Source organism: Polaribacter sp. 2405UD43-2 (genome assembly GCF_058147125.1).
The window spans coordinates 50,024-69,506 of record NZ_JBYVJX010000007.1 but is presented as its reverse complement, the minus strand read 5'-3'; the positions used below and the strand labels follow the sequence as shown (position 1 = coordinate 69,506).

Below are 19,483 nucleotides of genomic sequence, written 5' to 3'. Positions count from 1 at the left end.
ATCCTTTTATTTCTATTGATTTAACTGATTATTTATGTAAGTTTTTTTCGATAAAATTTGTCATTTTAGTATACAAATTCAAACGCATATTTTTTCCTTTATAAATTCCGTGCGCTCTATCTGGCACCATAAACATATCAAATTGTTTGTTGGCTTCTATTAAAGAATTTATCATTCTATAAGAATTTTGTACGTGCACATTATCATCACCTGTACCATGTACTAATAAATAATTACCTTTTAGTTTATGAGCATAGTTTATGGGTGAGTTTTCGTCATAACCAGCAGGATTTTCTTGTGGAGTTTGCATATAGCGTTCTGTATAAACGGTGTCGTAAAAACGCCAAGAAGTAACTGGTGCAACTGCAATGGCTGAGGTAAAAATATCACTTCCTTTTAAAATACAATTTGTACTCATAAATCCGCCATAAGACCATCCCCAAATACCAATGTTTTTTTCATCTATATAAGTATGTTTTGCTAGTTTTTTAGCTGCTGCTATTTGATCTTCAACTTCGTATTTTCCTAATTCTTTCTGAGTTATTTTTTTAAAGTCAGCACCTTTAAACCCTGTTCCTCTTCCGTCTACACAAACTATGATTATTCCTTTTTGCGCTAACATATTGTGCCAGTAGTCATTAGCGCTATTCCATCTATTGGCAACTTGTTGCGAACCGGGTCCAGAATATTGATACATTAACATTGGGTATTTCTTGTTTTCGTCAAAATTGGCAGGTTTTATCATCCACATATTTAAATCATTTCCATTTATATTGATGGTAGAAAACTCTTTTGGAGATATTTTGTATTCAGACAGTTTTTCTTTTAATTCTGTATTGTCTTTTATCACTTTTAACATTTTTCCTTCACTATTATAAAGTGAATAAATAGGTGGAATTTCTGCTGAAGAATATGTATTGATAAAATAGTTTAAGTTTTTGCTAAAAGCTGCAGAATTTTGCCCGTCTTTATTGCTTAATAATTTTTTGTTTTTCCCTTCTAAATCAATAGAATACACACCTCTATTGATAGATCCGTTTTCTACAGATTGATAATAAATAGTTTTCTTTTTTTCATTAAAACCATAATATTTGGTTACTTCCCAATTTCCTTTTGTAATTTGATTGATGAGTTTTCCGTTAAAATTATAATGATAAATATGATTGTAGCCATCTTTTTCGCTAGTCCAAATAAAGCTATTATCGGTTAAAAAAGTAAGATTGTTTGTAATGTTTATATAAGCTTTGTCAGTTTCGTTTAATACTAAAGTAGCGCTACTTCTTAAAGCATTTACTTTAAATAATTTTAAATTATTTTGATGACGATTTAAAGTAGTAACAACTAAAACAGCATCACTGTTAGACCATTTAATTCTTGGTATGTATTCATAATCTCCTAAAGCAATTTTTTTATTATTTTTTGATGCCAAACTATATATATGTAAGGTAACATCAGCATTTTTTTCACCCGCTTTAGGATACTTAAAAATTTGTTGTTTAGGGTACAGTTCTTTGCCAACAATATCCATAGAAAAAGTAGGAACATTAGTTTCATTAAAACGTAAATATGCTAAATGAGTTCCTGTTTTGTTCCATTCAAAAGCTCTTACAAAAGCAAATTCTTCTTCGTAAACCCAGTCTGTAATTCCGTTAATAATTTTATTAATTTTTCCATCTTTTGTAACTTGTGTAATTCTATTAGAAGCTACATTTTTAATGAAAATATTATTGTTTTTTGCATACGCTACATTTTTATTATCAGGAGAAAAAATAGGTTCTTGAATTTTCTCTCCAATCAAAGTCAATTTTTTTGAAGCAATATCGTAAGCGTAATAAGTTCCTTTTTTAGAGTGTCTGTAAATTTTTTCTGAAGCTGTTCCTAAAATCAGTTTTGTTTCATCAGCATTAAAACTATAAGAAGAAAAACCATTTATATTTTTAAAATCTGCACTGCTAACAATGGTTGCAACTTTTTCTAAAGTTGCATAACTATATTTATCTACAGTTGTATTGCCAGCCTTAGAATTCAACAACGAATAAAAATCACCATTCATAGAATTTAGTGAGTTCATTCTTTTTGGAGAGAATGTTCCATTCCAAATTTCTTCTAAAGTAATTTCTTTGTTTCCAGTAGTAATGTTTGATGTTGTAGAGGTATTTTCTTTACAGCTTAAAAAAAGTAAAATTACTGTTAAAATAGAAATTTGTTTCATTCAGACTTTATATTTAATAAAACTTTGCCAAGTTTACGGAAAAATCAGCAAAAAACAGCTTAAAACATGAGAAATATTCAATATGTAATACTATTTTAACAGATTGACTTATCTTTGTTCTTCATAGTTTTATATACAAATAAATGAGCAAACTTATTTCTGGATTTTCCAAGTTAAGTAAAGAGGAGAAAATAAATTGGTTAACAGAAAATTATTTTCACAATCAATTAGAAACACTAAATATTATTAAACAGTATTGGAATCTTGATGCTAATTTACAGCAATTACATGACGATTTTATAGAGAATACAATTTCTAATTTTTATATGCCTTTTGGTGTGGCTCCTAACTTTGTGATAAATGATAGAACTTATGTAATACCAATGGTAGTAGAAGAAAGTTCTGTTGTTGCAGCGGCATCTTTAGTTGCAAAATTTTGGAGTACTAGAGGCGGTTTTAAAACCAAAGTTATTGCTACCAAAAAAATTGGTCAGGTGCATTTTATGTATGCAGGCAATAAAGCCGAATTAAAAAACTATTTTCATAAAAATAAAACCGAATTATTTGCAGCTACAGCCTCCATCACAAAAAATATGGAAAAACGTGGAGGTGGAATTTTAGATATCGAATTCATTGATAAAACGGATAAATTAGCAAACTACTATCAGTTGCATGTTACTTTCGAAACCAAAGATTCAATGGGGGCAAATTTTATCAATTCTTGTTTAGAAGCCATTGCAAAAAAGTTTGAAAAAGAAGATATAGAAATAGTAATGAGTATCTTATCTAACTACGTTCCAGAATGTTTGGTAAGAGCAGAGGTAAGTTGTAAGATTGATGAATTAGGAGTAGAAAATCCGCAGAAATTTGCAGAAAAATTTTATCAAGCAGTACATATTGCAGAGATAGAACCTTATAGAGCGGTTACGCATAATAAAGGAATTATGAACGGAATTGATGCTGTGGTTTTAGCAACAGGTAATGATTTTAGAGCTGTAGAAGCGGGGGCACATGCGTATGCTGCTAGAAATGGAGAATATGCTAGTTTATCTCATTGTTCTATTGATGATGGAATTTTTAAATTCTGGATAGAAATTCCACTAGCTTTAGGTACCGTTGGCGGATTAACAGCTTTGCATCCGATGGCAAAATTGTCTTTAGAAATGCTGCAAAAACCATCAGCAAAAACGTTAATGCAAATTATGGCAGCAGCAGGTTTGGCACAAAATTTTGCAGCTTTAAGAGCATTAACAACCAAAGGAATTCAACACGGGCATATGAAAATGCATTTGCAAAACATCTTAAATCAGTTAGGTGCAAATGAAGATGAAAAGAAAGCAATAACTCGTTACTTTGAAAATAGAACCGTTTCTCATTCTGCTGTAGTTACAAAGTTTAATGAACTTAGAAAACCAAAAATAGATTGGATCGATTTTTTAAATGAGAATATAGTTCGTCAAAAACTTTCTATACTAAATAAAGATGCTAAACCTGTTTTTGGCAAGATGAATGCACAACAAATGATTGAACATTTAAGTGCTGTAACTCAAATTGCAAACGGTAATTGGTATGTTGATGTTTTTGTTTCTGATGAAAAAACCGCTCGCAGAAAACCATTTTTAGACACAGAAAATGAATTGCAAGTGGGGTTTAAAGCGTCTTTTTTATCAAAAGAACCTAATGAATTAAAATTTGATTCTATAAATAATGCTATTCAAGATTTACTTTATCAAGTAAAAACTTTTAAAAAGGTTTTTACAGAAGATAATAATAAAACAGTTGTACATCCATTTTTTGGTGAACTAGATTTTGAATATTGGAAAAAGTTTCAAGTCAAACATTTTACACATCATTTTAAACAATTTAGATTGGTGTAATGAATTTCTATTCTAACGGAAAATTATTATTAACAGGTGAGTATCTTGTTTTAGAAGGAGCAAAATCTTTAGCGGTTCCTACAAAGTTTGGTCAAGATTTAATTGTAAAAAAAATAAATGAACCTCAATTAATTTGGGGAAGTTTTACACATACAGGAGAATGTTGGTTTGAAGCTGTTTTCAATTTACCAAAACTACGTTTAGTAAGTTGTACTTTTAATTCTAAAAAAGAAGGAAGCGCAGAATTTATAGCCGAAACTTTATTAGAAATATTAGAAGCTGCCAGAAATTTAAATCCAAATTTTTTAAAATCTGAAAACGGTTTTGCAGTAAAAACAGCGTTAACTTTTTCAAGAAATTGGGGTTTAGGAAGTTCATCAACTTTAATAAATTCGATTGCTTCTTGGGCAAAAGTAGATGCCTTTAAATTATTATGGAATTCGTTTAAAGGAAGTGGCTACGATATTGCTTGTGCACAAAATGATTCATCTATTTTTTATCAAATAGAAAATAAAAAACCAATTATTGAGCAAGTAAAATTCAAACCGAGTTTTAAAGAGAATTTGTTTTTTGTGTATTTAAATCAGAAACAAGATTCTAAAAAAGGAATTGCAAAGTTTAGAGAAAGTGATTATGATTATCAGAACAAAATAGAAAGGATTTCTGCAATTTCTGATGAATTTTTATTAGCAACATCTATAGTAGAATTTGCTCAATTAATTATTGAACACGAGCAAATTATCAGTTCAATTATCAAATTAAAACCTGTAAAAGAAAAATTGTTTTCAGATTATTTTGGTGAGATAAAAAGTTTAGGAGCTTGGGGTGGAGATTTTGTGTTAGCAACCGGAAATGTAAATACACCAAGCTATTTTAAAAACAAAGGATTTGAAACTGTTTTAAAATATAAAGAAATGGTTTTGTAGCCTAAAAAGACCTCAAAGGTTTTTAAAACCTTTGAGGTCTCAAACTAAAAAAATGAGCAAAATAATAATTATTGGAGCAGGAGCAGCAGGCTATTTTACAGCAATAAATGCGAAAGAAAACAATCCAGATTTAGAGATAACAATTCTAGAAAAAGGGAAAAATGTTTTACAAAAAGTAAAAATTTCAGGCGGAGGAAGATGCAATGTAACGCACGCGTGTTTTATACCCAAAGAACTTTGTGAATTTTATCCTAGAGGAAAAAAAGAATTATTAGGACCTTTTCATCAGTTTATGACTGGAGATACTTTTGAGTGGTTTGAAAACAGAGGAGTTCCTCTAAAAATTGAAGATGATAATCGTGTTTTTCCTGAGGCAAATACGAGCCAAGCAATTATAGATTGCTTTCAAAATGCTGTTGATAAATTAGGAATAAAAGTGTTAACAAATCACGGAGTAAATTCGATTTATCAACAAGAAAATGAATGGGTTATTAACACAAAACAAAAAGATTTTAAAGCAGATAAAATTGTAATTGCTACTGGTAGTTCTAAAAAAGTTTGGGAGTTGTGTAAAACCTTAAATCACTCAATAATTGAACCTGTACCTTCATTATTTACATTTAATATAAATGATAAACGTTTGGTAAATTTGTTAGGTACCTCTGTTGCGAATGCAACTGTAAAAATTGTAAATACAAAATTAGAAGCTTCTGGACCTTTGCTAATTACACATTGGGGAATGAGTGGGCCTGCAGTTTTAAAATTATCGGCTTTTGGAGCAAGGATTTTAGCGGATAAAAACTATCAATATAATGTTGTGGTAAATTGGCTTTCTAGACCCACTGATAAAATTTTAAATGTACTCTTAAATTTAAAAAAGAAAGAACCTAGAAAAACGGTGATTTTAAAATCGCCTTTTACAGAAATTTCGAAAAGATTATGGGAACGTTTCGTATTGTTTTCTGATATTTCTAAAACTCAAAATTGGGCAGATTTAAAAAATACGCAGTTAGAAAAATTAGCAAATCAGCTTACAAAAGGAGTTTATAATGCAAATGGTAGCACTACTTTTAAAGATGAATTTGTAACTGCTGGCGGAATCAATTTAAAAGAAATTAACTTTAAACGTTTTGAAAGTAAACTGCATAAAAACCTCTTTTTTGTGGGCGAAGTTTTAAATATTGATGCTGTTACTGGCGGATTTAATTTCCAGAATGCGTGGACAGGTGGCTATATTTGTGCAAAAGCGTTGGCAGAAAACTTCTAATCTTTTTGGGTAGCTTTTAAAAATTTCGTTATAAATAATATTGATTTTTTCTGTTTTCAAATAAAAAAATTAAACATTAAAAACTTTTCCTGGAACTGCTAATTCTGTGTTCTTAAAAATTTCTTGAGCTTCTTCTTTAAACAAATTAATGTCTTTATATCTGCTAGAATAATGACCTAAAACTAACTGATTTACATTGGCATCCTTTGCAATTTTTGCTGCTTGTTTGCTAGTAGAGTGTTTTGTTTTTTTTGCTAAATCTTGTTTATCATCTAAAAAAGTAGCTTCATGATACAGTAAATCTACATCATTAATTATCGGAATAATATCTGGTTTATAACAAGTGTCACTGCAAAAAGCAAAACTTAGAGGTTTTACAGGAGGTAATGTTAATTCTGAGTTGGGTACAATTTCTCCAGTAGATAAAACAAAATCTCTCCCTGCTTTAATATTTAGATAATCTGCGCTATCAATTTCATCATAATTGTTGATGTTGCCTATATGCAGTTTTTTTGGTTTTTCTTTTTCTGTAAACAAAAAACCATTAGAGTAAACTCTGTGGTTTAAAGGAATTGTTCTTACTTCAACTTTATCATCTTCAAAAATTAGTTCACTTTCTTTTGATGATAATTCGTGAAAAATTATTTTATATTTTGCATAAGATTGCGATATTTTTAACTGTAATAAAGTAACTTCTTTAATGCCTTTTGGACCATAAATATGCAAGTCTTTTTCTCTGTTTAAAATACCAAAAGTAGATAATAAACCCACTAAACCATAAAAATGATCTCCATGTAAATGAGAAATAAATATATGATTTATTTTAGAAAAACCAACTTTATATTTTCGCATTTGGCGCTGTGTACCTTCACCACAATCTATTAAAAAATGACGATTGTTAATTTCTAAATATTGAGAAGTAGGAAATGCATTTATTCTAGGAGTTGCAGAATGACAACCTAAAATAGTTAGGTTTATACTCATTTAATAACAAAGCGTTTAGAAATGACTTTCTTTTTGTTTTGTATACTGTAAATATACATTCCCGTGGGTAAATTGTTTTTATAAAACGGAATAGTGTTTTTACCCGACTTTATTTGAATATTTTTTCTGAAAACAGTTTTTCCTAAAACATTTTTAACCGTAAAAAATATGGTAGAATTTATTGTTGATGTAAATTTTATTTTTGTAGAATTTGTAAACGGATTTGGTGCAGCAGATAAACCATCTATAGATTTTTCTTGCGAAAAGCCAAAAGAAGCAATACTTAAAAATAAAATAAAAAGTATTTTTTTTATCATTGGTTGGTTGTTTAAAATCCTAGTTCTCTTTCTATAGCTTCCATTTCTAAAACATCTTCTGCTTCTTGCAAAGTAGGTACAATGTTTAAATCTTCAGGAAAATTATCTATATCAACATCATTATTAACTATAACAAATGATGTGCCATTTTCCTTGTTTTTTTGAGCTTTATCCAAAAATAGTAAAAAATCTTCACTATTGATGTTAATATTGTTCAAAAGTTGAATAATAATATGTTGGTTTTTAAGTTTTACTTCTTCCTTTAAGAGTAAATTGTAGAACTCTAAAAAGGTTTTTTCATCCGAAGAAATAAGAGTATATTTTTCTTTTTTTTCTATTTGCATAAGCTATCTTTTAACTTGTTGAGCCAACAAATAAATTACTGCCATTCTAACTGCCACACCATTTTCTACTTGATTTAAAATGATAGATTCATTAGAATCTGCAACATCACTTGTAATCTCTACACCTCTATTTATTGGTCCTGGATGCATTATTACAATTTTCTTGCCAAGGTTGTTTAAGATTTCTTTATTGATGCCAAAAAGCTGAGTATACTCTCTAGTTGACGGAAAATATTTGATATCCATTCTTTCATGTTGAACACGTAAAACATTGGCAACATCACACCATTCTAAAGCTTTTTTTAGGTTGGTTTCAACTTCTACTCCTAAACTAGAAATGTATTTAGGAATTAAGGTTGTTGGGCCGCAAACTTTAACTTTTGCTCCTTGTAATTGCAAAGCAAAAATATTTGATAAGGCAACTCTAGAGTGTAAAATGTCTCCAACAATCACAATTTTTTTACCCTTAACATTCCCTAGTTTTTCTCTAATAGAATAAGAGTCTAACAAGGCTTGAGTTGGGTGTTCATGTGTGCCATCACCAGCATTTATAATTTTAGCATCTACGTGTCTAGATAAGAAAACGCCTGCACCAACATTAGCATGGCGCATAACAACAATGTCTACTTTCATAGCCAAAATGTTGTTTACGGTATCTATTAAAGTTTCTCCTTTTTTTACTGAAGATTGGCTTGCAGAAAAGTTAATTACGTCTGCAGAAAGTCTTTTTTCTGCCAACTCAAAACTCAATTTTGTTCTTGTAGAATTTTCAAAAAATAGATTGGCAATAGTAATATCTCTAAGAGAAGGAACTTTTTTAATAGGTCTGTTAATTACTTCTTTAAAATGATCTGCAGTTTTAAAAATTAAATCAATATCAGCAGATTTTAGATATTTTATTCCCAATAAATGTTCTACACTTAATTCTGACATGTTATTTATATTCTATATAGACTGCGTCTTTTTTATGTGTTTCTTTCCAAGAGACCAAAACTTTTTCTTCATTAATAGCATCAACCTGTCTGCCTCTATAATCTGGCTGAATGGGCAAATGCCTGCTAAAACGTCTGTCAATTAAAACTAATAATTCAATATTATCTGGCCTGCCATAAGCTTGCATTGCAGTTAATGCAGCTCTAACACTTCTTCCAGAGTATAAAACATCATCAATAATAACCACATTTTTGCCTTCAATTAAAAAGTCCATTTTTGTAGCAGTTGCAGTTAAAGGTGCCTCTCTTCTTCTAAAATCATCTCTATAAAAAGTGATGTCTAAAAGCCCTATTTGTAAATCTTTAACCTTATAGTTATTTTTTAATAAATCTGCTAATCTATTGGCTAAAAAACTGCCTCTTGGTTGTAAGCCAATTAAAACTGTATTAGAAAAATCGTTATGATTTTCGATTAACTGACACGCCAATCGATGTAAAATTATTTCAATATCTTTTGAGTTAAGTAAGGTTTTTTTGCTCATAAGAAAGCTATCTAAATTAGCTTGTTAGTTATTGAAAACCAAAATTACTGCAAATAAATGTATATGCAAAATTTATAAGTACTAAATAAGTTGTTGGGTTTTGTTAATTAAATTGTTGAAAACAAATTAATCAAAATTAAAAGCGGTATAAGAGTTGTAGTACTTTTAATCTAATAATTCAAATCTCATAGTTATGTCTCTATTAAAATTTGAATCCATGCTCAAAACCAATTCAGTTTACTTTTTCGATTTGGTTGAGTTTGAAGAAATTATCATTCACTATTTAGATGTTGGCAAACATACTTTGGCTAAAAAAGCTGTAAAATTAGGCTTGCAACAACATCCTGCTTCTGTAGATTTAAAATTATTGCGAGTAGAGCTTTATATTTTTGAAGATGAGTTAGATAAAGCGTCTATTTTATTAAAAAGGATTGAGCGTTTAGAACCTAATAATGATGAGGTTTTTATTCAGAAATCAACCATTAGTTCAAAAAAAGGAAATCATAAAAAAGCCATCGAGTTTTTAAAACAAGCATTGGCATTTACAAACGATAAAGTTGATGTTTGGTCTTTATTAGGGATGGAATATTTGTATTTAGACGATTTTGAAAATGCGCGTTTAAATTTTGCAAAATGTATAGATGTAGATTATGAAGATTATTCTGCCTTGTACAATGTGGTGTACTGTTTTGATATGCAAAAAGAACATAAAGCAGCCATAAAATATTTAAATTCTTACATAGATATTAATCCTTATTGCGAGGTTGCTTGGCATCAATTAGGAAGACAGTATTTTATTTTAGATATGTATAAAGAGGCTTTAACTGCCTTTGATTATGCTGTTATTATTGATGAATCTTTTATTGGTGGATATTTAGAAAAAGCCAAAACTTTAGAACAATTAGCACAATATAAAGAAGCCATAGATAATTACTTAATTACTTTAGAATTAGATGATGCCACTGCTTTTGCTTACGTTAGAATAGGAGAGTGTTATGAAAAATTAGGTAATTTTGATAAAGCAATTTCTTTTTATAAAAAGGCGGTACATGAAGATCCTTTGCTAGATAAAGGTTGGATTTTACTAACAAACCTCTATTACCAGCAAAAAAACTATCAAAAAGCATCTTACTATATTTCTAAAGCGTTAAAAATTGAAGAAGATAATGCTTTGTATTGGAAGCGTTATTCAGAAATTAATTTAAAATTAAATTTTTATGAAGAAGCTTTAACTGGTTTTCAAAAATGTTTAAATTTAAATGATGAATCTTTAGAAATTTACATTAGTCTAACAGATGTTTTGTGTTTTATAGGCGAGTTTAATGACGCAATAAATACCTTATACAAAGCACAAAAAATTTATAAAAATTTTGCAGAAATAGAATACAGATTAGCAGGTTTGTTTTTTCTTTTGAATAAAGAAAAGTATGGTTTTAACCATTTAATTGCTGCTTTAAAAATTGATTACGATTATCATACAATCTTAAATGAATTATTTCCTATTGTGTTTGATACTAAAGAAGTACAAAAGCTTTTAAAAGATTTTAAAAAAGCGATGGAGCAATAAATTTTACCTACTAAAATCAATTTTTTTACTTCCAAAATGTTTTGCTCTAAATAGTTAGAATAATCTACGCTATAAAACCTCTTTAGAGATGAAAAGCATTTTTTTTAATCAATAAAATACTAAGTTATTTTTTAAATTTTTAAAGCAAACAAGATTATTTCTTAGAGATGTAAAATATCAACTTAAAAATATATAATTTTACGCACAAATTAAAAAAGAAATGCAACAAACTACCAATACTATTTTAATGGTTCGTCCAATTAATTTTAGGATGAATGAACAAACTGCTGTAAATAATTATTATCAAAAAGTAATTGAGGGTATTTTGCCATCAACAGTAAATACAAAAGCCCAAAACGAATTTGATGCTTATGTAGAAAAGTTAGAAAGCTTTGGAATAAATGTAGTGGTAGTTTCTGATACTGATGAGTTTGATACTCCAGACTCAATTTTTCCTAATAATTGGATTTCTTTTCACGCAGATGGTACAGTTGCATTATACCCAATGTTTGCAAAAAATAGACGTTTAGAAAGGCGTGAAGATGTTTTAGAGCAATTAGAAAACGAAGGTTTTTTAATAGAAAATATTGTTGATTATACTTCAGCAGAAGATGATAATATCTTTTTAGAAGGTACAGGAAGTATGATTTTAGATCGTGAAAATAAAAAAGCATATTGCGCTTTATCTCCAAGAGCAGATGAAGATTTGTTTATAGAATTTTGCGAAGATTTTGAATATACACCCGTAATTTTTACAGCCAATCAAACTGTAAATGGTAATAGAGAAGCCATTTATCATACTAATGTTATGATGTGTGTTGCAGAAACTTTTGCAATAGTTTGTTTATCTTCTATAGATGATAAAAAAGAACGTAAAAACTTGTTAAAACATCTAAAAGAAGATGGCAAAAAAGTAATTGATATTTCTGAAGAACAGGTCAATAATTTTGCAGGAAATATGTTACAAGTTCGTGGTAAAAATGAAGAACGTTTTTTAATAATGAGTCAAGCTGCTTTTAAAAGTTTAACGCAGTCTCAAAAAGCACAAATAAACAATCATTGTAAAATAATAGCTAGTTCTTTAAATACTATAGAGGCTTGTGGTGGTGGTAGCGCACGTTGTATGATGGCAGAAGTTTTTTTGCCTAGAAGAAGTTAATCTTTTACTTTATGAATCTACTGCTTTTAGCTATTGCACCTGTAACCATTGTTATTTTATATATTTATTTTAAAGATAAGTTTGAAAAAGAACCCGTAAAATTTTTATTTAAAAACTTTTTGTTAGGCGCAACTGCTAGTATTTTAGTAACTGCAATTTTAGGGATTTTAGCTAGTAAAATAATTCCTTTAACAGATAAAACCAGTATTTTTCAACAGTTTTTACAAGCGTTTTTTGTGGTTGCTTTGGTAGAAGAGTTTTCTAAATACATCATTGTTAAATATTATGCACAAAGAAACAAAGAGTTTAACGAACCTTTTGATGGTATTGTTTACGCAGTTATGGTTTCTATGGGATTTGCAGCTTTAGAAAATGTTTTATATGTTTTTCAATATGGAGTAGCAACAGGAGTTACAAGAGCTTTTACAGCAGTGCCAGCACATGCAACATTTGCTATTTTGATGGGGTATTTTATGGGCAAAGCAAAGTTTTCTAAAAATAGAATAAAACTAAATTTAGTAGGTCTTTTATTGGCAACACTTTTCCATGGAGCGTATGATTTTTTCTTATTTATTGATTTTATTCCAGGTATTTCTACAGGAGCATTTGTTTCTCTAATTATAGGAATAATTTTATCTAAAAAAGCGATAAAAAAACATCAAACAAATTCTCATTTTAAAGCGTAATTATTTCTTTAAAACTTCATCAATTACAACACCATTTGTACCATTTGGAGCTTCAATTTTAAGTAGATTTGCTATTGTTGGAGCAATATCTGTAATATTATATTTTTTTGCAGATGCTCCTTTTTTAATTCCATTTCCGTAGAAAATAATTGGCACATGCGTATCATATGAATAACCAGAACCATGGCTTGTGCCTGTTCTTCCTCTTATTAAAGTTGCAGGATTAGGAATCATTAAAACATCACCAGATAATTTTTGATTGTATCCATTTTGAAGCGAATTTAAAATGCCAGTAGTAAAGTTTGTAGTTTGTAAAGTTCTAGCGGTAACAGCTTTGTAAATTCCATCAAAATTAACAACTTCATCTGCTAGTTTTTGAGCAACCGTATTTATATCTAATTTTAAGGCTTCAATTTTTTCTTTGTTTAAAAATATTTGATAATTAGAAACATTTTCTATCAATTCAGTAGAGTTAAAATATTTTTTTGTCACAGCCAAAACAAACTCTCTAAACTTTTGAATGTTTAAATAATGAGCAGGAATTTTTAAAGATTGTAAATAAGCAGGAACGTGCACAGCAGCATGATCTGCAGTTAAAAATAAAGTATAATTTTCTTTACCTACTTGTTGGTCTAAAAACTGAAATAAATCTGCCAAATCTTTGTCTAAACGTAAGTAGGTGTCTTCGGTTTCTATAGCAGAAACGCCATATTTATGACCAATATAATCTGTAGATGAAAAGCTTAATGCTAAGAAATCTGTGTGTTTATTTTTACCAAGATTCTCGCCAATTATGGCGGCTTTTGCAAAATCAGCAGTAAAAGTATTTCCTGCAGGAATTGATTTTAACAAATCAAAATTCCCATTTTTTACTCGTAAAGATTTTAAATCTTTCGGAAAAGTTGGTGATTTTTGTCCTGTAAATTTGCCTTCAAAAATATTATCATCATTTCTGCTATTAGTGTAACTTTTTATATCGTATAAAGTTTCCCAATTTTTATTTAGATACTCATCAGCTTTATTATTCTCATTAAATTCTTTTACCCATTTTGGTAATTCATTCATATAAAAAGTACTGGTAATCCACGTATTAAAATTACCACCATCATACCAAAAAGCAGCATTTGCAGAATGACCAGCAGGTAAAATTGCAGATCTATCTTTTATAGAAATACCAATTGTTTTTCCTTGCATATTTTGTGCTAAATGCAGTTGATCTGTAATTGTTGATGTAAATAATCTTTTAGGTGATTTATTACCAGTTTCACCATTATTTCCAATGGTTTTATAGTTGGCATCATCTACGCAATAAATAGATTTTTTTAAAAATTTATCATACCAATTGTTAGAAATAATTCCGTGTTCACTGGGTGTTGTTCCTGTATAAATTGATGTATGTCCAACAGCAGTATAAGTTGGTATATAGTTATAATGAGCGTTTTCTAATGAAAATCCGTTTTTTAAAATTCTGTTAAAACCGTCTTTTCCATATCTATCTGCAAATTTTGTTAAATAGTCATATCTCATTTGATCTATAACAATTCCTACAACTAATTTTGGTTTCTTTGGTTGTTCTTGTTTAGAACAAGCTAGCATCAAAAAAGAACTTAAAAATAATAAAAGTAATTTGAATTTCATAATATGATAATTGAATATAATATCAAAAGTAATTATTTTTTACTTTGATGCGCCTAATTTAACATCCTATTAATGATAATTTAATACTTTAGCATAAAATTTAATTCTATGAATTATTTAGAACATATAGGTAAATATTTTCTGATGCTGGGCAGAGTTTTTAGAAGACCTCAGCGCGGAAAAATGTTCTATGAAGCTTTTTTTAAAGAAATTGAAGATTTAGGTTTAAAATCTTTAGGTATAATAATGTTTATTTCTTTTTTTATAGGAGGAGTTATTGCGCTACAAACAGCTTTAAATTTAGACAATCCATTTATACCAAAATCATTAATTGGTTTTGCGGCTAAAAGATCTATTATTCTTGAGTTTGCTCCAACTTTTTGTTCTATTATTTTAGCAGGTAAAGTAGGTTCTTATATTACATCAAGTATAGGTACAATGCGCGTTACAGAGCAAATAGATGCTCTAGAAGTTATGGGCATTAATTCTTTAAATCATTTAGTTTTACCTAAAATTTTAGCAGCAATTCTTTTTTATCCTTTTTTAATTGCTATTGGTATGTTTTTAGGAATTTTAGGGGGATGGATTGCTGGAGTGCTTTCTGGTTTGTTTTCAGGAGCAGATTATATAGAAGGTATACAAACAGATTTTAAACCATTCTTACTTTTTTATGCAATTATTAAAACATTAGTTTTTGCATTTTTAATAACAACTGTACCTTCTTATCATGGATATTATGTTAAAGGAGGATCAATAGCTGTAGGTAGAGCAAGTACGCAATCTGTGGTTTGGACTACCATTTTAATTGTAATTGCAAATTATTTTTTAACTCAAATGCTGTTAACATAAAAAATGATAGAAGTTAAAAATTTACACAAAGGTTTTGGTGATGTTAAAGTGTTAAAAGGAATTTCTGCAACGTTTCATCCAGGAAAAACAAGTTTAATAATTGGGCAAAGTGGTTCTGGTAAAACAGTATTTTTAAAATCTTTAATTGGTTTACATACTCCAGAAGAAGGTACAATTTCTTTTGATGGTAGAATAAACACACAATTTACAGCAGACCAAAAGCAACAATGGAGGCAAGAAATTGGAATGGTTTTTCAAGGTAGTGCTTTGTTTGATTCTCAAACTGTACAAGAAAACGTCATGTTTCCTCTAAAAATGTTTACAAGCAAATCTGAAGAAGAAATGTTAGAGCGAGTTAATTTTGTTTTAAAACGAGTTAACCTAGCTAATTCTAATAAAAAATTACCCGCAGAATTATCTGGAGGAATGCAAAAAAGAGTTGCCATTGCTAGAGCTATTGTAATGAATCCTAAATATTTATTTTGTGATGAACCCAATTCTGGATTAGATCCAAAAACTGCCATTGTTATTGATAATTTAATACAAGAAATTACAGACGAATATAATATTACAACTGTAATTAATACCCATGATATGAATTCTGTTATGGAAATTGGAGAAAAAATAATTTTTTTAAAAGACGGAAGAAAAGCTTGGGAAGGTAGTAGCAAAGATATATTTAAAACTGATAATGAGGCAGTTGTTAACTTTGTGTATTCTTCTAATTTATTTAAAAAAGTAAGAGAAGCATATTTAAATGAAACAAAATAAAAAATTGATTTGTTTTTTATAAAATAAGATATATATTTGCAGCCGCTAAAACGAAAAAGAATGACCTGGTAGCTCAGTTGGTAGAGCATCTCCCTTTTAAGGAGAGGGTCCTGGGTTCGAGCCCCAGCCCGGTCACATTAAAAGCTTCACAATTTTGTGAAGCTTTTTTTATGTCAAATTTTTTTAATCCTCTTTATTGCCATTTTTAATTTTTTGTATCTTTCCAACAATTATAATAATTTAAAAATTTGATGGAAGAAAATAACTCCAATAAAGAAGGTGTTGAGAATTCTAAACAAGAAATTAAAAAAGATGCTAGAGGTTTGTTTTCTAGTGTAAAAAAATACCTAAAAGAACTTTTAGATTTTAGAGAAGATACAGATTATGATACTACAATAGATGCCATAAAATCTGATATCCCTTTAAAAGGTGCCACAGCATGGATTTTAATCTGTTCAATTTTTGTTGCTTCTGTAGGTTTAAATGCAAATTCTACAGCTGTGGTAATTGGAGCAATGTTAATTTCACCATTAATGGGACCAATTTTAGGAATTGGTTTATCCATAGGAATTAACGATATAGATACGCTTAAAAAATCGTTAATTAACCTTATTACAATGATCGTTTTAAGTTTGTTAACGGCGTATTTATTTTTTAAGTTTTTTCCTTTAGGAAACCAAGAAACATCTGAATTATTAGGTAGAACATCACCCGACATTAGAGATGTATTAATTGCATTTTTTGGAGGATTGGCCTTAATTATTGCAAGAACAAAAAAAGGAACCATTGCTTCTGTAATTTTTGGTGTGGCAATTGCTACAGCTTTAATGCCTCCTTTGTGTACGGCTGGTTATGGCTTAGCAAATGGCAATTTTACCTACTTTTTAGGAGCAATGAATTTATTTACTATAAATACAATTTTTATAGCTCTAGCAACTTTTTTAGTTTTAAAATTGTTGCGTTTCCCAATGTTAAGATATGCAAATTCGCAAAAGAGAAAACGTATTGCGCAAATTGCATCTTTAGTGGCTATCATAGTTATGATATATCCAACAATTACTTTTTTAAGAGTTCTTAAAAAAAGTGGTTTTGAGAATGATTATAATAGTTATTTAATGAATGAAGTAAAATCGAATAGAGAACTTTGGTTTCAGAACGGCACTTTAAATACAAGTGAAAAAAAGATTACACTTTATTTTAATGGCGAAATTAACGAAGCTACTGAAGCTGATTTAAGAAATGAATTAAAAAACTATGCTAAAATTATCGATTTTGATTTAGAAATTAATGGAAATAAAAACAGAAGTTTTGATAAAATTTCAGAAGCTTATGATAGGGCAATCTATCAAAATGATAAAAAAGACAACATTATTGCTGGTTTGCAAAAACAAATTGAAGATTTACAAAATACCATTACCACTCTTAATCAAAGAATAGAAGAAGATGCTTTAAATAAAAATCAAAAAGTAATTGCTTTTAGTAGAATATCTAAAGATGCAAAAATTAGGTATAATGAAATAGAAGAAATTGGTTTTGCAAATGTATTGTCTTCTAAAGATTTTATTAATATTGATACAATTCCTATTATTAATATTAAATGGAATAGCAAACTTTCTGATAGTTTTATATCTCCAAAAGAACGAGAATTAAGAAGCTGGCTTCAAAAAGAAATGGAATTAGATACTTTATTTATAAAAAGAGAATAATTAAAAAGGCTTCCAATTTGGAAGCCTTTTTAATTTTAAGCAAATTCATCGCCAAAAGTGTTTTTTACTTCTGTAACAATTTGTTTTATATCTTGTTCATCTTTTTTAGGACAAATTAAAAGCACATCTTCTTTTTCTACAACAATAAAGTCTTGTAAACCTTGTATCACTACTTTTTTGCCAGATTGAGTTCTTATCATATTTCCATTGGCATCTCTAAAAATTGTTTGAGAACCTACAGATGCATTTTTTGCATCATCTTTTTCTAATTTATTGTACAAAGAACCCCAAGTTCCTAAGTCATTCCAGCCAAAATCTACTGGTAAAACGTGTACATTTTTTGCTTGTTCCATAATCCCAAAATCAATAGAAATATTCTGACATTTACTATAGTTGCTTTTGATAAAATCATCCTCAAAATCAGAATTATAAACATTGTTACCATCATCTAAAATAGCAACCATTTCTGGTAAATATTCTTTAAAAGCATTTAAAATACTTTTTGCAGACCAAACAAAAATACCTGCGTTCCAAAGATAATCTCCGCTTGCTAAAAACTCTTTGGCAGTTTCTAAATTAGGTTTTTCTCTAAAGCTTTTTACTTTTTTTATTGCTGATTTTTCTTTGTTAAATTGTATGTATCCATAACCAGTATTAGGTGAGTCTGGCTGAATTCCAAGAGTCATTAAAATATCATCTTTAGCACAAGCATCAAACGAAGTTTGTATGTTGTTTATGAATTCTGTTTCATTATCAATCCAATGATCAGAAGGAGCAACCAATATTACTGCATCAGGATTTTCTTGATATATTTTTAAAGCAGCATATAAAATACAAGGAGCAGTATTTCTCATAGATGGCTCTAATAATAATTGTTTTTTAGTGGTTTTTGGCAGTTGTTTTAACACTAAATTTTCATAACGCTCATTAGTGGCAATTAAAATATTTTTTGATGGAACAAGCTCATTAATTCTCTCAAAAGTACGTTGAATTAAACTTTGTCCAACTCCAAGCATATCATGAAATTGTTTTGGGTTTTCTTGAGTACTCATTGGCCAAAATCGAGAGCCAACACCACCTGCCATTATAACTGCGTAATAATTTTTATTTGTTTTCATATAGTTTTACTTCTACATTTTTATTAAAGAGATACACTTTTTTATTGCTCATATTCAAACATTCAACTCGTGTTCTACGTTTATTTCCTTTTTTATAGATTGTATTTTTAAATTCAAAATAACTATCAATAGGAATTTCAAAGATAAAACTCTTTCCTGTATCAGCAACATTTCCTTTTAATGCTAACGATAAATTAACGTCTGTATCTGTACTTGCTTTTGGGTTTTTTAAATATTTTGCCAAGAAAGGTAATATTTCTTTCGGATAAATTTCAGGATGTAAAAAAGGCAACATTAAGTGCTGAAAAATAGCTTTCCATTCTTTACCATGAGGTTGCACGCGTCCAAATTTTTGATGTGTGACGTGGTGTGCAATTTCGTGTATTAAAGTTAGTAAAAACTGATGTTTATTTAAGTTATTATTAACCGTAATTTGAAATTTTCCATTAGCAAGTTTTCTAAAATCGCCATGTTTGGTTTGCCTTTGATTTACAATTTTTAAGATAAAATGATGCTCATCAACTAAAAATTGAACAAACGGAATTGCTTTTTCTGGGATGTATTTTTGATATTTTGTATTCAAAAAAA

General features: G+C 28.9%; 18 protein-coding genes and 1 tRNA gene. 10 read left to right on the top strand and 9 right to left on the bottom strand.

Features of this window, described 5'->3' with window-relative positions; all coding sequences use genetic code 11:
• Window positions 1-28: 28 nt before the first annotated feature.
• On the bottom strand, window positions 29-2,212 hold the full coding sequence (locus tag ACY2RX_RS10595) for a S9 family peptidase (RefSeq protein ID WP_490103953.1): 2,184 nt from the start codon (window positions 2,210-2,212) through the stop codon (window positions 29-31).
• Between the two features lie 143 nt (window positions 2,213-2,355).
• Between ACY2RX_RS10595 and ACY2RX_RS10590 the strand changes: the two genes are divergently transcribed.
• Genes ACY2RX_RS10590 through ACY2RX_RS10580 form a run of 3 tightly spaced genes read left to right on the top strand, consistent with a single transcriptional unit; the run spans window position 2,356 to window position 6,282 of the window.
• Window positions 2,356-4,089 carry a hydroxymethylglutaryl-CoA reductase, degradative gene (locus ACY2RX_RS10590; RefSeq protein ID WP_490103952.1) on the top strand — a complete coding sequence of 578 codons (1,734 nt, stop codon included), beginning with the start codon at window positions 2,356-2,358 and terminating at the stop codon, window positions 4,087-4,089.
• A complete protein-coding gene (locus ACY2RX_RS10585) occupies window positions 4,089-5,015 on the top strand; it encodes a GYDIA family GHMP kinase (RefSeq protein ID WP_490103951.1) in 927 nt (308 codons plus the stop codon). The genes ACY2RX_RS10590 and ACY2RX_RS10585 overlap by 1 nt, the downstream gene beginning before the upstream one ends.
• Window positions 5,016-5,067: 52 nt before the next feature.
• Entirely contained in the window at window positions 5,068-6,282 is a 1,215-nt protein-coding gene (locus tag ACY2RX_RS10580; RefSeq protein WP_490103950.1) for a BaiN/RdsA family NAD(P)/FAD-dependent oxidoreductase, read from the top strand.
• Between the two features lie 69 nt (window positions 6,283-6,351).
• Here ACY2RX_RS10580 and ACY2RX_RS10575 read toward each other — a convergent pair whose 3' ends face one another.
• The 5 genes from ACY2RX_RS10575 to pyrR are packed head-to-tail and all read right to left on the bottom strand — an operon-like array spanning window position 6,352 to window position 9,401.
• Window positions 6,352-7,266: a ribonuclease Z gene (locus ACY2RX_RS10575; RefSeq protein WP_490103949.1), complete on the bottom strand. Its 915-nt coding sequence runs from the start codon at window positions 7,264-7,266 to the stop codon at window positions 6,352-6,354.
• Complete coding sequence (locus tag ACY2RX_RS10570; RefSeq protein ID WP_490103948.1) at window positions 7,263-7,583, bottom strand: T9SS type A sorting domain-containing protein; 321 nt, start codon at window positions 7,581-7,583, stop codon at window positions 7,263-7,265. The genes ACY2RX_RS10575 and ACY2RX_RS10570 overlap by 4 nt, the downstream gene beginning before the upstream one ends.
• A gap of 11 nt (window positions 7,584-7,594) precedes the next feature.
• Window positions 7,595-7,927, bottom strand: a complete 333-nt coding sequence (locus ACY2RX_RS10565) for a hypothetical protein (protein WP_490103947.1) — start codon at window positions 7,925-7,927, stop codon at window positions 7,595-7,597.
• A gap of 3 nt (window positions 7,928-7,930) precedes the next feature.
• The gene (locus ACY2RX_RS10560; RefSeq protein ID WP_490103946.1) at window positions 7,931-8,860 is read right to left on the bottom strand and encodes an aspartate carbamoyltransferase catalytic subunit; all 930 of its coding nucleotides are present in this window, start codon (window positions 8,858-8,860) and stop codon (window positions 7,931-7,933) included.
• A gap of 1 nt (window position 8,861) precedes the next feature.
• On the bottom strand, window positions 8,862-9,401 hold the full coding sequence (pyrR, locus tag ACY2RX_RS10555; RefSeq protein WP_490103945.1) for a bifunctional pyr operon transcriptional regulator/uracil phosphoribosyltransferase PyrR: 540 nt from the start codon (window positions 9,399-9,401) through the stop codon (window positions 8,862-8,864).
• A 193-nt stretch (window positions 9,402-9,594) separates the two neighbouring features.
• On the opposite strand from pyrR, the gene ACY2RX_RS10550 reads away from it, so the two are divergent.
• The 3 genes from ACY2RX_RS10550 to ACY2RX_RS10540 all read left to right on the top strand — a co-directional run bounded on the left by ACY2RX_RS10550 (window position 9,595) and on the right by ACY2RX_RS10540 (window position 12,813).
• Window positions 9,595-10,968 (top strand): tetratricopeptide repeat protein, encoded by a 1,374-nt coding sequence (locus tag ACY2RX_RS10550; RefSeq protein ID WP_490103944.1) that lies wholly within the window; start codon window positions 9,595-9,597, stop codon window positions 10,966-10,968.
• Window positions 10,969-11,188: 220 nt separating this feature from the next.
• Entirely contained in the window at window positions 11,189-12,127 is a 939-nt protein-coding gene (ctlX, locus tag ACY2RX_RS10545; protein WP_490103943.1) for a citrulline utilization hydrolase CtlX, read from the top strand.
• Window positions 12,128-12,138: 11 nt separating this feature from the next.
• Window positions 12,139-12,813 (top strand): PrsW family intramembrane metalloprotease, encoded by a 675-nt coding sequence (locus tag ACY2RX_RS10540; RefSeq protein WP_490103942.1) that lies wholly within the window; start codon window positions 12,139-12,141, stop codon window positions 12,811-12,813.
• Here ACY2RX_RS10540 and pafA read toward each other — a convergent pair whose 3' ends face one another.
• On the bottom strand, window positions 12,814-14,451 hold the full coding sequence (pafA, locus tag ACY2RX_RS10535) for an alkaline phosphatase PafA (RefSeq protein WP_490103941.1): 1,638 nt from the start codon (window positions 14,449-14,451) through the stop codon (window positions 12,814-12,816).
• 108 nt (window positions 14,452-14,559) lie between these two features.
• Between pafA and ACY2RX_RS10530 the strand changes: the two genes are divergently transcribed.
• The 4 genes from ACY2RX_RS10530 (at window position 14,560) to ACY2RX_RS10515 (ending at window position 17,777) form a co-directional block, all read left to right on the top strand.
• Window positions 14,560-15,300 carry an MlaE family ABC transporter permease gene (locus ACY2RX_RS10530; RefSeq protein WP_490103940.1) on the top strand — a complete coding sequence of 247 codons (741 nt, stop codon included), beginning with the start codon at window positions 14,560-14,562 and terminating at the stop codon, window positions 15,298-15,300.
• 3 nt (window positions 15,301-15,303) lie between these two features.
• Window positions 15,304-16,071, top strand: a complete 768-nt coding sequence (locus ACY2RX_RS10525; RefSeq protein WP_490103939.1) for an ABC transporter ATP-binding protein — start codon at window positions 15,304-15,306, stop codon at window positions 16,069-16,071.
• Window positions 16,072-16,133: 62 nt separating this feature from the next.
• A tRNA-Lys gene (locus ACY2RX_RS10520) sits at window positions 16,134-16,206 on the top strand.
• Between the two features lie 116 nt (window positions 16,207-16,322).
• Window positions 16,323-17,777: a DUF389 domain-containing protein gene (locus ACY2RX_RS10515; RefSeq protein WP_490103938.1), complete on the top strand. Its 1,455-nt coding sequence runs from the start codon at window positions 16,323-16,325 to the stop codon at window positions 17,775-17,777.
• Window positions 17,778-17,812: 35 nt separating this feature from the next.
• Here ACY2RX_RS10515 and ACY2RX_RS10510 read toward each other — a convergent pair whose 3' ends face one another.
• A complete protein-coding gene (locus ACY2RX_RS10510; RefSeq protein WP_490103937.1) occupies window positions 17,813-18,895 on the bottom strand; it encodes a mannose-1-phosphate guanylyltransferase in 1,083 nt (360 codons plus the stop codon).
• A complete protein-coding gene (locus ACY2RX_RS10505) occupies window positions 18,882-19,478 on the bottom strand; it encodes a SprT-like domain-containing protein (protein ID WP_490103936.1) in 597 nt (198 codons plus the stop codon). The genes ACY2RX_RS10510 and ACY2RX_RS10505 overlap by 14 nt, the downstream gene beginning before the upstream one ends.
• Window positions 19,479-19,483: the final 5 nt, after the last annotated feature.

Excerpts from the sequence above, each read along its gene's own strand:
- ACY2RX_RS10595 (WP_490103953.1), bottom strand. The coding sequence starts at position 2,212 with ATGAAACAAATTTCTATTTTAACAGTAATTTTACTTTTTTTAAGCTGT.
- ACY2RX_RS10590 (WP_490103952.1), top strand. The coding sequence starts at position 2,356 with ATGAGCAAACTTATTTCTGGATTTTCCAAGTTAAGTAAAGAGGAGAAA.
- ACY2RX_RS10585 (WP_490103951.1), top strand. The coding sequence starts at position 4,089 with ATGAATTTCTATTCTAACGGAAAATTATTATTAACAGGTGAGTATCTT.
- ACY2RX_RS10580 (WP_490103950.1), top strand. The coding sequence starts at position 5,068 with ATGAGCAAAATAATAATTATTGGAGCAGGAGCAGCAGGCTATTTTACA.
- ACY2RX_RS10575 (WP_490103949.1), bottom strand. The coding sequence starts at position 7,266 with ATGAGTATAAACCTAACTATTTTAGGTTGTCATTCTGCAACTCCTAGA.
- ACY2RX_RS10570 (WP_490103948.1), bottom strand. The coding sequence starts at position 7,583 with ATGATAAAAAAAATACTTTTTATTTTATTTTTAAGTATTGCTTCTTTT.
- ACY2RX_RS10565 (WP_490103947.1), bottom strand. The coding sequence starts at position 7,927 with ATGCAAATAGAAAAAAAAGAAAAATATACTCTTATTTCTTCGGATGAA.
- ACY2RX_RS10560 (WP_490103946.1), bottom strand. The coding sequence starts at position 8,860 with ATGTCAGAATTAAGTGTAGAACATTTATTGGGAATAAAATATCTAAAA.
- pyrR (WP_490103945.1), bottom strand. The coding sequence starts at position 9,401 with ATGAGCAAAAAAACCTTACTTAACTCAAAAGATATTGAAATAATTTTA.
- ACY2RX_RS10550 (WP_490103944.1), top strand. The coding sequence starts at position 9,595 with ATGTCTCTATTAAAATTTGAATCCATGCTCAAAACCAATTCAGTTTAC.
- ctlX (WP_490103943.1), top strand. The coding sequence starts at position 11,189 with ATGCAACAAACTACCAATACTATTTTAATGGTTCGTCCAATTAATTTT.
- ACY2RX_RS10540 (WP_490103942.1), top strand. The coding sequence starts at position 12,139 with ATGAATCTACTGCTTTTAGCTATTGCACCTGTAACCATTGTTATTTTA.
- pafA (WP_490103941.1), bottom strand. The coding sequence starts at position 14,451 with ATGAAATTCAAATTACTTTTATTATTTTTAAGTTCTTTTTTGATGCTA.
- ACY2RX_RS10530 (WP_490103940.1), top strand. The coding sequence starts at position 14,560 with ATGAATTATTTAGAACATATAGGTAAATATTTTCTGATGCTGGGCAGA.
- ACY2RX_RS10525 (WP_490103939.1), top strand. The coding sequence starts at position 15,304 with ATGATAGAAGTTAAAAATTTACACAAAGGTTTTGGTGATGTTAAAGTG.
- ACY2RX_RS10515 (WP_490103938.1), top strand. The coding sequence starts at position 16,323 with ATGGAAGAAAATAACTCCAATAAAGAAGGTGTTGAGAATTCTAAACAA.
- ACY2RX_RS10510 (WP_490103937.1), bottom strand. The coding sequence starts at position 18,895 with ATGAAAACAAATAAAAATTATTACGCAGTTATAATGGCAGGTGGTGTT.